This window comes from Delftia sp. WSY_22 (assembly GCF_043104185.1).
Classification (GTDB): domain Bacteria; phylum Pseudomonadota; class Gammaproteobacteria; order Burkholderiales; family Burkholderiaceae_C; genus Comamonas; species Comamonas tsuruhatensis.
Map to the genome: position 1 here is coordinate 564,830 of NZ_JBICKN010000006.1, position 14,063 is coordinate 578,892.

At 68.7% G+C, this 14,063-nt stretch carries 11 protein-coding genes and 2 tRNA genes; 10 read left to right on the top strand and 3 right to left on the bottom strand.

All coding sequences use genetic code 11. The features are described from left to right. The first annotated feature begins 13 nt into the window (after window positions 1-13). From ACF8NF_RS03155 to ACF8NF_RS03165, 3 genes are read left to right on the top strand one after another with little or no spacing between them, the layout of a single operon-like run. A complete protein-coding gene (locus tag ACF8NF_RS03155; protein ID WP_016445714.1) occupies window positions 14-727 on the top strand; it encodes a response regulator transcription factor in 714 nt (237 codons plus the stop codon). Further along, window positions 724-2,514 (top strand): FecR domain-containing protein, encoded by a 1,791-nt coding sequence (locus ACF8NF_RS03160; RefSeq protein WP_392450041.1) that lies wholly within the window; start codon window positions 724-726, stop codon window positions 2,512-2,514. Before ACF8NF_RS03155 ends, ACF8NF_RS03160 begins: the two co-directional genes overlap by 4 nt. Before the next feature lie 27 nt (window positions 2,515-2,541). Continuing rightward, complete coding sequence (locus tag ACF8NF_RS03165; protein WP_392450042.1) at window positions 2,542-4,920, top strand: CHASE2 domain-containing protein; 2,379 nt, start codon at window positions 2,542-2,544, stop codon at window positions 4,918-4,920. Between the two features lie 79 nt (window positions 4,921-4,999). Here ACF8NF_RS03165 and ACF8NF_RS03170 read toward each other — a convergent pair. The 3 genes from ACF8NF_RS03170 to hrcA form a co-directional block, all read right to left on the bottom strand. Continuing rightward, window positions 5,000-5,076 (bottom strand) — tRNA-Arg (locus tag ACF8NF_RS03170). Window positions 5,077-5,254: 178 nt separating this feature from the next. After that, window positions 5,255-5,333 (bottom strand) — tRNA-Ile (locus ACF8NF_RS03175). A 67-nt stretch (window positions 5,334-5,400) separates the two neighbouring features. Beyond that, the gene (gene hrcA, locus ACF8NF_RS03180; RefSeq protein ID WP_016445711.1) at window positions 5,401-6,405 is read right to left on the bottom strand and encodes a heat-inducible transcriptional repressor HrcA; all 1,005 of its coding nucleotides are present in this window, start codon (window positions 6,403-6,405) and stop codon (window positions 5,401-5,403) included. A gap of 30 nt (window positions 6,406-6,435) precedes the next feature. Here hrcA and ACF8NF_RS03185 point away from each other — a divergent pair, with 30 nt between their 5' ends. The 7 genes from ACF8NF_RS03185 to ACF8NF_RS03215 all read left to right on the top strand — a co-directional run bounded on the left by ACF8NF_RS03185 (window position 6,436) and on the right by ACF8NF_RS03215 (window position 14,062). After that, complete coding sequence (locus ACF8NF_RS03185) at window positions 6,436-7,332, top strand: NAD kinase (protein ID WP_016451050.1); 897 nt, start codon at window positions 6,436-6,438, stop codon at window positions 7,330-7,332. A 2-nt stretch (window positions 7,333-7,334) separates the two neighbouring features. Further along, the gene (gene recN / locus ACF8NF_RS03190) at window positions 7,335-9,110 is read left to right on the top strand and encodes a DNA repair protein RecN (RefSeq protein ID WP_046986090.1); all 1,776 of its coding nucleotides are present in this window, start codon (window positions 7,335-7,337) and stop codon (window positions 9,108-9,110) included. A gap of 4 nt (window positions 9,111-9,114) precedes the next feature. Further along, on the top strand, window positions 9,115-10,017 hold the full coding sequence (gene rapZ, locus ACF8NF_RS03195; RefSeq protein WP_016445709.1) for an RNase adapter RapZ: 903 nt from the start codon (window positions 9,115-9,117) through the stop codon (window positions 10,015-10,017). A 30-nt stretch (window positions 10,018-10,047) separates the two neighbouring features. Then, window positions 10,048-10,770 carry a two-component system response regulator CreB gene (gene creB / locus ACF8NF_RS03200; protein ID WP_392450043.1) on the top strand — a complete coding sequence of 241 codons (723 nt, stop codon included), beginning with the start codon at window positions 10,048-10,050 and terminating at the stop codon, window positions 10,768-10,770. A gap of 16 nt (window positions 10,771-10,786) precedes the next feature. Then, a complete protein-coding gene (creC, locus tag ACF8NF_RS03205) occupies window positions 10,787-12,247 on the top strand; it encodes a two-component system sensor histidine kinase CreC (RefSeq protein WP_016451046.1) in 1,461 nt (486 codons plus the stop codon). Between the two features lie 124 nt (window positions 12,248-12,371). Then, window positions 12,372-13,805, top strand: coding sequence for a cell envelope integrity protein CreD (gene creD, locus ACF8NF_RS03210; protein WP_016445706.1), 1,434 nt, complete (start codon window positions 12,372-12,374; stop codon window positions 13,803-13,805). Beyond that, window positions 13,802-14,062: a hypothetical protein gene (locus ACF8NF_RS03215; protein ID WP_016445705.1), complete on the top strand. Its 261-nt coding sequence runs from the start codon at window positions 13,802-13,804 to the stop codon at window positions 14,060-14,062. Before creD ends, ACF8NF_RS03215 begins: the two co-directional genes overlap by 4 nt. Window position 14,063: the final 1 nt, after the last annotated feature.

The window sequence follows — 14,063 nt, forward strand, 5'->3', positions numbered from 1 at the left end:
AAAGGACATTGGGATGCGTATCGCTGCTCTGGACGATGATCCGCTGCAACTGGAGATGCTGCGTCAGGTTGCGCTGGAGACGGGCCACAGCTGCCACACCTACCAGACGGGCTCGGCCCTGCAGTTGGAACTGCGCCGCGAGAGCTTCGACCTTCTGATCGTGGACTGGCACCTTCCGGACATGGAAGGAACGGACCTGGTGCGGTGGACGCGCGGCCATGTGAGCCGCGAGCTGCCCATCCTCATCATCACCCACCGCAGCGAAGAGGCCGACATCGTCGAAGGCCTGTCCTGCGGCGCAGACGATTTCATGGTCAAGCCCGTGCGCCACGGCGAGCTGCGCGCGCGCATGGCCGCCCTGCTGCGCCGCGCCTATCCGGTGAATACGCAAAGCGTGCTGGAGTTCGGCCCCTTCCGGTTCCTCACCACCACCAACAGCCTGGAAATGAATGGCCAGCCCATCGAGGTGACGCACCGCGAGTACACGCTGGCCCTGACGCTGTTCCAGAACCAGGGCCGCCTGCTGTCGCGCGAACACCTGCGCGAAGCCGTGTGGGGCCACAACGCCGAAGTGCAGTCGCGCTCGCTGGACACACATATCTCGCGCCTGCGCGCGCTGCTGAACCTGCGCGCCGGTCAGCCCTACGCCATCAGCGCCGTGTACGGCTACGGCTACCGCCTGGACGTGCCTGACGAGGCATTGCAGGCGGCACCTCAAACACCATGAACAGACTCTTGCTCGCCGCCAGCCTGCGCGGGCCCGTCGCGCGGGCCTGCCTGCTGGCAAGCCTGGCACTGCTGGGCGCTGCCGCCACACAGGCCCAGATCAAACCCGCCGCCAGCGGCGGCGACATGCTCGCCCACCGCGTGGCCACAGGCGACACCCTGGAACAGCTGGCCAGCCGCTACCTGGGCGATGCACGCCAGTGGACCCAGCTGCAGCAGCACAACGGCGTGACCAACCCGTATCGCCTGCGGCCCGGCTCCGTGCTGGAGATTCCCGTGCGCCTGCTGCGCGCCGCCGTGGCCTCCGTGGAATTCGTGCAGGGCGATGCGCGCAGCACACGCGCGCTCGACCATCTGGCCGACACGCAAAGCGGCTCGGCCGAAGACGCAGGCCAGGTCCTGCGCAAGGGACAGACGCTGCAGGAAGGCGATCGACTGCAGCTTGCGCCGGACGCCTTTGTGGCCGTGCGCCTGGCCGATGGCTCTTTGGTGCGCGTGCAGTCGCAGTCCGATGTCCTGCTGCGCCAGATGCGCCGCAAGGGCCGGGCCGGCAGCCTGCAGTCCGTGATCGACCTGCGAGAAGGCAGCGTGGAGGCCTCGGTCCCCCCCGAGCAGGGCAATGCCCAGCGCCGCTTCGAAGTGCGCACGCCTGCGGCATCGACCAGCGTGCGGGGCACGCGTTTCCTGGTGCAGACCGATGCGGCAGGCAGGACAGCGGCCGCCGTCGATGAAGGCACGGTCGCCGTGGGCTCGGACGCCTCTGGCGCACCTTCCGGCGATGCGCTGCTGCACCCCGGCCAGGGCGTGGCCGTGGCGGCAGACGGCCGCGTCGGCCAACCCCGCCCCATGCTGGGTGCGCCCGACATCACCGCCTGGCCCGCCTTGGCGGAAGACGCCAACTGGATCAGCCTGCCCCTGCCGGCCTTGCCCGGCGCCGTGCGTTACCAGCTGCAGCTGTCGCGCGACGCGGACATGACCCAGGTGCTGCGCAGCGCCAGCTTCCAGGCCACGGCCTCACCGCTGCGCCTGGCAGGCGTGGACGATGGCGACTATGTACTGTCCCTGCGCGGCATCGACGCCCAGGGCATTCCGGGTGCAGCCAGCCGGCGCGCCCTGCGCGTCAAGGCCCATCCCGTGCCGCCGCTGTACGAATCACCGCAGGCCGACGCCACCGTGGGCCTGGGCCGCGCCGGCCTGCAGTGCACCAAGGTGGTGGGCGCCGCGCGCTACCGCATCCAGGTCGCTTCTGCCGATGCCCAGGCCGGCTTTGCCGAACCCGCCATCGACGCGCGCGACCTGAACGACTGCACATTGCCCGCAGCCGCGCTGGCCCGGCTGCCGGCCGGCCGCTATCTCTGGCGCGCCGCCAGCATCCGCACGCTGGCCGACGGCAAGCCCGACCAGGGCCCGTTCGCCGCAGCCCAGGCCATGCAGCTGGCGGCCGTGCCGCCCCAGCCCTCGGCCAGCGCACTGCAGATGGGCGACGGCCCCGCCGAGGGCAGCCGCCAGATCCGCTGGAGTGGCGAGCCCGGCCAGCGCTACCACGTGATGGTGGCGCGCGACCAGGAGTTCACCGCGCCGCTGGTGGACCTCTGGACCGACCAGCCGCAATGGAACACCGAGGACCTGCCCGCAGGCAGCTACTACCTGCGGCTGCAGATCGAGGACGCCAACGGCCTGCGCAGCGATTTCTCGGCCGCACGCCAGTTCCGCACCGGCAGCTGGATCGTCGATGCCAGCGGCGAGATGATGCAATCGGGCAGCGGAGAGCGCCTGCAGCGCCAGTAACCGCACCCGTTCAATCCTTGACCGCGCTTGTCCACCCTGCCGCCTTCGCCTGACAGTCCCGCCACGCCGGCGCAGCAGGTGCAGCCGGCGCCCGCGCGTGGCCGGGGGCTGCGGCGGGACTGGCTGCTGCTGGCGGCGGGATTGCTGTCCCTGGTGTTCTGGCTCAGCGGTGACGGGCAGCTGGAGCGCATCAACGGACTGGTGCAGGACACGGCCAGCTGGCTGCACCGCCCCAAGGCATCTCAGGACATCGTCATCGTGGCCATCGACGATGCCAGCATCGACGCCATAGGCCGCTGGCCCTGGCGGCGTGCCCTGCACGCGGGCCTGCTGGAGCGCATCAGCCAGGCCCCGCCGCGCGCCATCGGCCTGGACGTGATGCTCAGCGAAGAAGATCTGGACTATCCCGGCGATGACCTGCTGCTGGCGCGCGTCCTGCAGCGCAGCGGCCGCACCGCCTTGCCCGTGGCGCCGGGCACGGATCCGCTGCCGGCCTTTGCTCAGGCTGCGGCAGCGCTGGGCCACACCCAGCTGCCCGTGGATTCCGACGGCGCCGTGCGCAGCTTCCATGCCATTGAAGGCAGCGCGCAGCAGCCCTGGTGGCACATGGCGCTGGCCCTGCACTGCGTGGGCCAGCACGGCCGCCCATGCGCCCGCCCCGAACCCGTGCCGCCGCTGGACCCCGGCACACCCGCATGGCAGCGCCGCCAGCGGGAGATCATTGCCTTCGCACAGGCCAGGCCCGAGCAGGGCGCGCGTGACCGCTCGCCCTTCACCACCTATTCGTACATCGACGTGCTGCGCGGCCGCATTCCTGCTGCGGCATTTCGCGGCAAATACGTGCTCATAGGAACGACGGCCGCCGGACTGGGAGCGCAGTTCACCGCACCGCTGGGTGCCAGCGCGCGCCCCATCTCCAGCGTGGAAATGCTGGCCCATGTGCTCAACGGCAGCCTGCAGGGCTCGCACGTACACCGCGCTTCGGCGGGGCTGGACCGTGCGCTCAACACCGCAGCCGTGCTGCTGGCCCTGCTGGCCCTGGCCTGGCTGGGCCCTTCGGGCGGCATGCTGGCCTGCGCGCTGCTGGCCCTGGCCTGCCTGTCGCTGGCCGGGCTGGCACCACGCATCTTGCAGGTGCAGACGGCCCCTGCCGCAGCCCTGCTGGGCCTGGCCCTGGCCTATCCGCTGTGGAGCTGGCTGCGCCTGCGCGCCGCCGCCCGCTTTCTGGCGCTGGAACTGCGAGACCTGCAGGGCCAGGGCCTGCCCACCGCGCTGCGCCTGGGCGGCGACCTGCTGGACCAGCGCATTGCCGCCGTCGAGCAGGCTTCGCGCCAACTGCGCGCCCTGCACCATTTCGTCAGCGAAAGCCTGCGCCAGCTGCCCTCGCCCACCTTTGTCTGCGACCGCCAGGGCCATGTGCTGCTGGCCAATGCCGCGGCCCATGCCTATGCGCGCAGCCTGGATCACGACCTGCGCGCTGGCGACTCCCTTCCCAGGCTGCTCGATAGCCTGCGGGCGCTGGACACGGCGCCCGGCCCGCAAGCCGGCAGCCCGCTGCTCACGGCCAGGGCGCTTGCCGCCGGCGGCCTGCCGCTCAGCAGCGAGGGGCGCGACGGCCGCGGCCGCAGCCTGATGCTGCTGGTCCAGGCCTTCGAGGCTCCGCCCACCACGGGCTGGCTGATCACCCTGGTCGATATCAGCGATCTGCGCAGCGCCCAGGCCCAGCGCGACCAGGCCATGCAGTTCATCTCGCACGACATCCGGGCGCCCGTGGCATCCATCATCACCTTGCTGGAGATGCAGCGTGGTTCCGTACAAACGCCCGACCTGGGCATGCTGCTCCCGCGCATCGAAGGCTATGCCCAGGCCTCCCTGCAGCTGGCCGACGATTTCGTGCACCTGGCTCGTGCCCAGCAGCAGGCGCTGCGCCGGCAGCAGCTGGACCTGGGCCTGGTGCTGGACCAGGCCGTGGAAAGCTGCTGGGCCCAGGCCAGCGCCGCCCATGTGCAGCTGGAATTCAGCCTGCCCGAGCAGGAATGCCCCGTGCTGGGCGACCCGGGCATGCTCCACCGCGCAGCCGTCAACCTGATCGGCAACGCCATCAAGTACGGAGCGCACGGGCAACCGGCAAGCGGCGCCACGGTGCAATGCCTGCTGCTGCAGGACGCCGGCCATTGCCGCATCGCCATCCGGGACCACGGACCCGGCATGGATGCGCAGGCCGTCGCCCGCCTGAGCCAGCCCTTCGAGCGCCTGGACCATCATCAGCACCTGGACGGCGCAGGCCTTGGGCTGGCCTTTGTCCGCACCGTGGCTGCCCGCCATGGCGGGCAGCTGCAGATAGAAAGCGCGCCAGGCCAGGGAAGCACCTTCAGCATCGTGCTGCCGAAGGCGCAGCAAGCCTGACCGGGGGTGTCATCCCGGCGGATGGCCCGTGAAAACGAAAAAGCCCTGAAGTCTTTCAACTTCAGGGCTTTGCGTTTTTTGGTGCGGCTGGCAGGAATCGAACCCACGACCCCTTGGTTCGTAGCCAAGTACTCTATCCAGCTGAGCTACAGCCGCAACGCTTCGCATTGTAGCAGCGGGTTTTGGAGCTTCCAGGCAAAAGCGCCATATTTCTGCAAAAAACCTGGAAGTCGCATTCAACGGCAGCCGGGCGCAGCCATGCCAGCCGGCAGCGTCGCTCCCAGCAAAAAAGCCTGCCGCCCGGAAAGGCGGCAGGCTTTTTCATACCAATGGATGGTAGGGCCTCCCAGAGTCGAACTGGGCACCAACGGATTATGAGTCCGCTGCTCTAACCAAGCATGAGCTAAGGCCCCTGATTCACCAGGGCAGCGCGGATGCACGCCATGGCAAACGGCTATTGTAGATCCTAACCTGCGCGGCTCAGCGCTTGTGGCTCAGCGCGTTGCTGACCAGCTTGGAGGTGATGTCCACGATCTGGATCATGCGGTCGTAGTGCATGCGGGTGGGCCCGATCACGCCCAGCGTGCCCACCACCTTGCCATCGAGCTCGTAGGGCGCGCTGACCACGGACAGCTCCTCGAAGGGCACGACCTGGCTTTCGCCCCCGATGTAGATGCGCACGCCTTCGGCCTGGCTGGAGAAATCCAGCAGCCTGAGGATCTGGGTCTTTTGCTCGAACAGGTCGAAGGCGCGGCGCAGATTGCCCATGTCGCTGGAGAAATCGCTGACCGACAGCAGGTTGCGCTCGCCCGCGATGACCACGTCCTCCTGGGCACTGGTCATGGCCTCCGTGCCCACATTGACGGCTGCCTGCATGAGGGTGGCCACCTCGCCGCGCAAAAGCTCGACCTCGCCCTTGAGGCGCTCGCGCACCTCTTCCATGGCCAGGCCTGCGTAGTGGCTGTTGAGAAAGTTCGATGCCTCGATCAGCTGAGAGGCCGAGTAATCCACGTCGGTGAAGATGACGCGGTTTTGCACGTCACCGTCGGGCGAGACGATGATGACCAGAAAGCGCCGCTCCGACAGTCGCACGAATTCGATGTGCTTGAACACCGAGGTGCGGCGAGGCACCAGAACCACGCCCACGAACTGGGAAAGGCTGGACAGCAGATTGGCGGCGTTGGCGATGACTTTCTGCGGCTGCTCGGGCACGAGCTCGGGCGTCACGATATCTGCACGGTCCGCCGTGAGCATGGTGTCCACGAACAGCCGGTAGCCCCGGGCGGTCGGAATGCGGCCGGCCGAGGTGTGCGGACTGATGATCAACCCCAGGTCTTCGAGGTCAGCCATCACATTGCGTATCGTGGCAGGCGACAATTCAAGCCCCGACGCACGCGACAGGGTTCGCGAGCCCACAGGCTGGCCGTCAGCGATGTAACGCTCGATCAGCGCTTTGAGCAACAACTTGGCACGTTCGTCGAGCATGTGATGATTTTAATGATGTAATTTCCAGAAATGACGTCCACGTTTCGCCACGTTGCCTTGATCGGGAAGTACCACGCTCCCAGCGCAAGCGCCCCGTCCGAGAATGCCAGCAACGCGCTCGAGCGCATTGCGGACTTCCTCAGGCGCCAGGGCTGCGAAGTCGTGCTCGATACCCAATCGGCCCTGCACGCAGGGCTCACAGACTACCCCACCCTCGATGTCGATGGCCTGGGCAGGCATTGCGACCTGGGCCTGGTCGTCGGCGGCGACGGCACCATGCTCGGCGTGAGCCGGCACCTGGCGCAATACGGAACGCCCCTGATCGGGGTGAACCAGGGCCGCCTGGGCTTTGTCACCGACATCGCGCTGGAGGACTTCGAGGCCACGCTCACGCCCATGCTGCAGGGCGAGTACGAAGAGGACCTGCGTCCCCTGATGTGCGCCCGCGTGATCCGCGAGGGCGAATGCGTGTTCGAGGCCCTGGCCATGAACGACGTGGTGGTCAACCGCGGCGGCACCTCCGGCATGGTGGAGTTGCGCATCGAGGTCGGCGGCCGCTTTGTCTCCAACCAGCGCGCCGACGGCCTGATCGTGGCCACGCCCACGGGCTCCACGGCCTATGCGCTGTCCGCCGGCGGGCCGATGATGCATCCGTCCATCCCCGCCTGGGTGATGGCACCCATTGCGCCGCACAACCTGTCCAATCGCCCCATCGTGCTGTCCGATGCCAACGAGGTCACGATCGAAGTCGTGGCCGGGCGCGATGTCAGCGCCAATTTCGACATGCAGTCGCTGGCCTCGCTGCAGCACGGCGACCGCATCCTCGTGAGCCGCGCCCACCACAGCGTGCGCTTTCTGCACCCCAAGGGCTGGAACTACTTCGCCACGCTGCGCAAGAAACTGGGCTGGAACGAGGGAGGCGCCTGACCATGGCGCTCAAGCGCATCGTGCTGCGCGACTTCGTGATCGTGCAGGCCCTGGATCTGGACTGGCATGCGGGCTTCACCGTGCTGACGGGCGAGACCGGCGCCGGCAAATCCATCCTGATCGATGCATTGCAGCTGGCCCTGGGCGCCCGCGCCGACGCCGACGTGGTGCGCGAAGGCTGCCCCCAGGCCGATATCTGCGTGGAGTTCGACGGCTGCGCGCGGCTGCGCCCCTGGCTGGAGGCGGCAGGCCTGGCCTGCGAGGACAACAGCCTGCTGCTGCGGCGCACAGTGGACACCCAGGGCCGCAGCCGCGCCTGGATCAACGGCACACCGGCCACGGCCACGCAGCTGCGCGCACTGGGCGAGCAGCTGATCGACATCCACGGCCAGCATGCCTGGCAAAGCCTCACGCGGCCCGACGCAGCACGCGCGCTGCTGGACGCCTATGCGGGCATAGACAGCCGCGAGGTCCAGGCCTGCTGGAGCCGCTGGAGCCAGGCACGACAAGCCCTGCAGCATGCGCAATCCGCCCAGGACAGCCTGCAGCGCGAACGCGAACGGCTGCAGTGGCAGATCACCGAACTCGACAAGCTGGCCCCGCAGGCCGACGAGTGGGACGAGCTCAATGCCCAGCACACGCGCCTGTCGCATGCCCAGACCCTGATAGACACCGCCCAGACCACGCTGCAGATGCTGGAGGACGACGAGGCCGGCGTGATCACTCCGCTGGGCCGCGCCAGCCATCTGATACAGAACCAGGAACACCTGGAGCCCGAGTTCCAGAACATCGCCGACGTGCTGGCCTCGTGCACGGCCCAGGTGCAGGATGCGCGCCATTCGCTGCAGGCCTATCTGCGCCGCGCCGACCTGGACCCCGAACGCCTGGCCGAGCTGGATGCACGCCTGTCGCTGTGGATGCAGCTGGCGCGCCGCTACCGCCGCACGCCCGATGAGCTGCCGGCACTGCTGGCCGGCTGGCGCCAGGAGCTGCAGCAGCTGGATGCCGCCGTGGACATCGAGGCCCTGCACGCTGCAGAGCAATCCGCGCAGCAGCACTACCAGGCCAGCGCCCGGGTGCTGTCGCAGCAACGCGCCCTGGCTGCGCCGCGCCTGTCGCGCGCCATCACCCAGGCCATGCAGGGCCTGGGCATGGAAGGCGGCCTGTTCGAGGCCGCCCTGTCCACAGCCGATTCTCCCGGTGCCTTTGGCGTGGACAGCGTGGCCTTCCTGGTCGCCGGCCATCCTGGAGCCAGCCCCAAGCCGATTGCCAAGGTGGCGTCGGGCGGTGAGCTGTCGCGCATTTCGCTGGCCATTGCCGTGACCACCAGCGAGCTGGGCGAGGCCGGCACGCTGATCTTCGACGAGGTGGACTCGGGCGTGGGCGGCGCCGTCGCCGAGACCGTGGGCCGCCTCATGCATGCGCTGGGCCGATCGCGCCAGGTGCTGTCCGTCACCCATCTGCCGCAGGTCGCTGCCTGTGCCGACCATCACTATCTGGTGGCCAAGCAGCGCGCAAGGCAGGGCACGCTCAGCACCGTGCAGCCGCTGGACAGCACCGCGCGCGAGGCAGAGCTGGCCCGCATGCTGGGCGGCGAGCGCCAGTCCGAAACCACGATGGCCCATGCCCGCGAAATGCTGGCCATGGCGCGCCAGGCACCCCCGCCCCGCCCGGCGCCGCGCAGGCCCGGCCGGCAGCGGCCGCAGGCCGACGCGCAGCGTACCCGGCCCAAGCCGGGCCGTGCGGCCAACGGCGCGCGCAACACCAATGGAGGCTGATGCCATGTCGCTTGAGATCGTGCTGATCACCGGGATGTCCGGATCGGGCAAATCCGTCGCCCTGCATGCGCTGGAGGATGCCGGCTACTACTGCGTGGACAACCTGCCTCCCGAGCTGCTGTCCGCCTTCGTCGAACTGGAGCACGGCCGCCACAGCAACAAGGTGGCCATCGCCATGGATGCGCGCAGCGCCGGGGGATTGCCCCACCTGCCCGGGCAGCTGGAGCGGCTGCAGCGCCAGGGTGTCGTGCCCCACCTGGTCTTTCTGGACGCCACCACGGGCACCCTGGTGCGGCGCTTCTCCGAAACGCGGCGCCGCCATCCTCTGTCGCAAGGGCCTGTCGCCGAGGGCCGCCGCGCCCTGGTGCAGGACATAGAAACCGAGCGCGAACTGCTGGGCGAATTGCGCGAGAAATCGCATGTCATCGACACCAGCCACCTGCGCTCGTCCCAGCTGCAAAGCTATATCAAGGAGCTGATTGCGGCCCCGGTGGGCCAGATGACCCTGGTCTTCCAGTCCTTCGGCTTCAAGCACGGCCTGCCCTCGGATTCCGACTATGTATTCGATGTGCGCATGCTGCCCAATCCGCACTACGAACCCCAGCTGCGCCCGCTGACCGGCATGGATGCGCCCGTGGCCGAGTTCCTGCGCCAGCAGCCCGGCGTGGACCAGATGCGCCGAGACATCCAGCAGTTCCTGGAGTCCTGGCTGGACATGATGGCCAGCAACCACCGCAGCTATGTCACCGTGGCCATCGGCTGCACGGGGGGCCAGCACCGCTCGGTCTTCCTGGTCGAGGAACTGGCGCGGCACTTCGCCCCGCGCTGGCCCACGCTGTGCCGGCACCGCTCGCTGGACAGCCGGCCCACCCCCAAGCCTGCCGACCTGCTTGCGCACGACATATGAAGCGCCAGGGTCCGCTGCCGGAGTACTGCGATGCAAGGCATGCCGATGACGAACGCCCCGCGCGTGTTGCTGGTGGAGGACGACCCCGCCATCGCGCGCACCGTCTGCTATGCGCTGGAGCGTGACGGCATCGCCGTGCGCCACTGCCTGCAGCTGACAGACGCACGCGCGCAATGGCAGGCGCAGCCGCCCGATGCCCTGCTGCTGGACGTGGGCCTGCCCGATGGCAACGGCCTGGACTGGTGCCGCGAGCTGCGCCAGGCCGGCGCCGCCGTGCCGCTGCTGGTGCTCAGCGCACGCGGCGAGGAAATGGACCGCGTGCTGGGCCTGGAGCTGGGCGCCGACGACTACCTGACCAAGCCCTTCAGCCCGCGCGAGCTGGTGGCCCGCACCCGCGCCCTGCTGCGCCGTGCGCAGCGCCTGCAGCCCGCGCCCACAGCCAGCACAGCGCCGCCGGCAGATGCCCTGTTCAGCATCGATACGCAAGGCCAGCGCGTGCGCATGCAGGGCGTGCCCCTGGAGCTGACGCGGCGCGAGTACCAGCTGCTGCGCTGCCTGCTGGAGCGCCCCGGGCGCATCCTGAGCCGCGAGTTCCTGCTCGACAGCATCTGGGGCCAGGACAGCGACAGCACGGACCGCACCGTGGACACCCACGTCAAGACCCTGCGCGCCAAGCTGCGTGCCCAGGTGCCGCAGCAGGACTTCATCACCACCCACCGCGGCATGGGCTACAGCCTGACGCTGCCGGGCTGACACGCCGCCGCACGCCATGCGCCTCGGACTGCGGCTGTTCTTCGCCTTTTTCGTCATCAACGGCCTGGCCGCATTCTTCGTGCTGCGCGTCTTCATGGTCGAGGTCAAGCCCAGCGTGCGCAAGGTGACCGAGGACACGCTGGTCGAAACCGCCTACGCCCTGGCCGCGCTGGCCAGCGACGACATGGCCAGCGGCGTGCTGCAGCAAAGCCCCGCGGACAGCCGCTTCGCGCACCACATGCAGGCCTATGCCAACCAGACCGTCAAGGTCTGGATCTGGGACACGCGCAAGACCAGCCTGGACATGCGCGTCACCATCACCGACCAGCAAGGCCTGGTGCTGTTCGACTCGGCCGGCCTGGACCAGGGCGCCGACTACTCGCGCTGGCGCGACGTGTACCGCACGCTGCGCGGCGAATACGGCGCACGCACCACGCGCGAGGTGCAGAACGACGAGGCCAGCAGCGTCATGTATGTGTCGGCACCCATCATGGTGGAAGGCCGCATTGCGGGCGTGCTCACGGCCTCCAAGCCCGCGCACTCGGTGCAGAAGATCGTGGACAGCGCGGAAAGCAAGATGCTGCGCGGCGGCCTGCTGTTCCTCGTGCTGTCGGCCGGCGTGGGCTTTGCCGTGACCTGGTGGCTGGTCATCCATGTGCGGCGCCTGCGCAGCTATGCCCAGCAGGTACAGGCGCCCACGCTCAACGAGGCCGCCTCCCCCACCACCGCCCCGCCCATGCCCGAGGCGCCACGCATGCCCGGCGAGCTGGGCGAACTGGCCCGTGCCATGGAGAACATGCGCAGCCGCCTGGAGGGGCGCGACTACATCGAGGGCTATGTGCGCGCCCTCACGCACGAACTCAAGAGCCCCGTGGCCGCCATCCGTGGCGCAGGCGAGCTGCTGCAGGAAGACCTGCCCGCCGCCGACCGCGAGCTGTTCGCGCGCCAGGTGGTGGACCAGTGCCAGCGCCTGCAAAACCTCGTGGACCAGTTGCTGCGCCTGAGCCAGCTGGAGCAGCGCCGCGCCCTGCACGCGCACACGGCCTGCAGCCTGCAGGCCTGTGCCGAACAGGCCATGGCGCAAGTGCACAGCGCTGCGCACCAGCGCCGCATCCAGCTGGTGCTGCAAGGCCAGGACAGCAGCGGCCCCTGGGAGCAGGACCTGGTGGTGCTGGCCCTCAGCAACCTGCTGAGCAACGCCATCGACTTCGCCCCCGAAGGCAGCAGCATCCACGTGGACCTGGAGCCCGGCCGCGTCAGCGTGCGCGACCACGGCCCCGGTGTGCCCGAGGCGCTACTCGGCCGGCTGGGCGAACGCTTTTTCACCACCCCCCGCCCCAACGGGGAGCGCAGCGGCACGGGACTGGGCCTGTCCATCGTGCTGCGCATCATGCTGCTGCACGGCGGCAGCATGCAGGCCACCAACGCCCAGCCCGGGCTGCGTGTCACGCTGAACTGGCCACTGCGGGCACCCTGACCGCCAGGGCCTGTTCACTCGGATTTGGAGGCGCGAACCCGACTTCACCTTCACTTCACAGACTTCATTCCGGCCACACAGCCCCCGCCCAGACTGCGTCCACGATCAACGAACGGGATGTGGAATGAAGAACCGACTTCTTGCCAAAGGCGTGGCCCTGCTGGTCATGCTGGGCCTTTTGATGCTGGGCCTGGGCCTGGTACATGACGTGGTGCGCGACCGCATACGCAACCGCGACAACGCCGTGCAGGGCGTGGTCGCCAGCCTGGCCGGACGCCAGACGCTGATGGGACCGGTGCTGGTGCAAAACTGCACCGAGACCACTGGCATAGAAAAGGGCAGCAAGACGGAATGGACCACGCGCCAGTTCCAGCGCATGCTGCTGCCCGACCAACTGCGCCATGAGGCAACGGCACGCATGGAAGAGCGCTCGCGCGGCCTGCACCAGGTCAGCACCTACGCCATGCAGGACAGCATCAGCGCCAGCTTCACCCATGCCGCGCAGTACCTGGAAAAGCCGTCCATCGAAGCGACAGCCAACCAGGCCGTGCGCTGCGGCGCACTGCGCGTGGCGCTGTCGCTGACCGATCCGCGCGGCATACGCTCGGCCACCATCGAGGCCGGCGGCAAGAGCCTGGACGTGGGACCCGGCACCTCGCTGGAACGCTACTCGCAAGGCCTGCAGGCGGAGCTGGCGCCTGCCCTGCTCAAGAAGGACGAGCCCCTTGAGCTGAAGATTGCCCTGGAACTGGTGGGCACCGAAAAGCTGGCCTTCGTGCCGCTGGGCAGCCACAGCCAGGTCCAGCTGTCGGCCGATTGGCCCCACCCCTCGTTTGGCGGCAGCTTCCTGCCCAACCGGCGTGAAGTCAGCGACAAGGGATTCAACGCCAGCTGGAATCTCTCGGCACTGGCCTCTTCCGCGCGCCAGGCCTTCACCGACCAGCAGCCGCTGTGCCAGCCAGGCCGCCGCGACATGGAGGAATACGCCGCCACGGCGCATGCGCCCAGCAGCGGCCCCTGCCTGGAGTCGCTGGACACCGACTTCGTGGATCCCATCAACGCCTACTCGCTGAGCGACCGGGCCACCAAGTACGGCCTGCTCTTCGTGGTGCTGACCTTTGTGGCCGTCGGCCTGTTCGAGGTGCTCAAGCAATTGCGCGTGCACCCCATCCAGTACCTGCTGGTGGGATCGGCGCTGTGCAGCTTCTTCCTGCTGCTGATCAGCCTGTCGGAGCACATGGGATTTGCCAGCGCATACGGCATTGCTGCCTCGGCCTGCGTGCTGCTGCTGGCCTACTACGCCAGCCACATCCTGGGCAGCCTGCAGCGCGGCCTGCCGTTTGCTGCGGGAATCGCCTCGCTCTACGGCCTGCTGTATGTGCTGCTGCAGCTGGAGCAAAGCGCGCTCATCGTGGGCTCCATCGCGCTGTTCGCCGTGCTGGCCCTGATCATGGTCTGCACACGGCATGTGGACTGGTATGCCTTTGGCCGGCAGGATGGCGACCGCGGCGATGCAGACGCAGGCACCCGCCCAACCGTGGGAGCGCTGCAGCCATGAACGTCCTCACCGACACCCCTGGCACGGCCGATGTGCCCGGCGTGCGCAGCCCGCTCGATCAGGCGCTGGAACGCCAGCGCTGCGAGCAGGCCTGGCACCAGGCGGTGCAAAGGGGCGACCGCCAGGCCCTGTTCAGCCTGCGTCTGCACATTGCCGAGGCCGCCGCACGCGCACGGCGCAAGCCGGGCGCACGTGAACAATGGCTGGCGTGGATGCTGCTGCGCTGCGCCCTGCTCCTGCCGCGCCGCACGTTCTAGG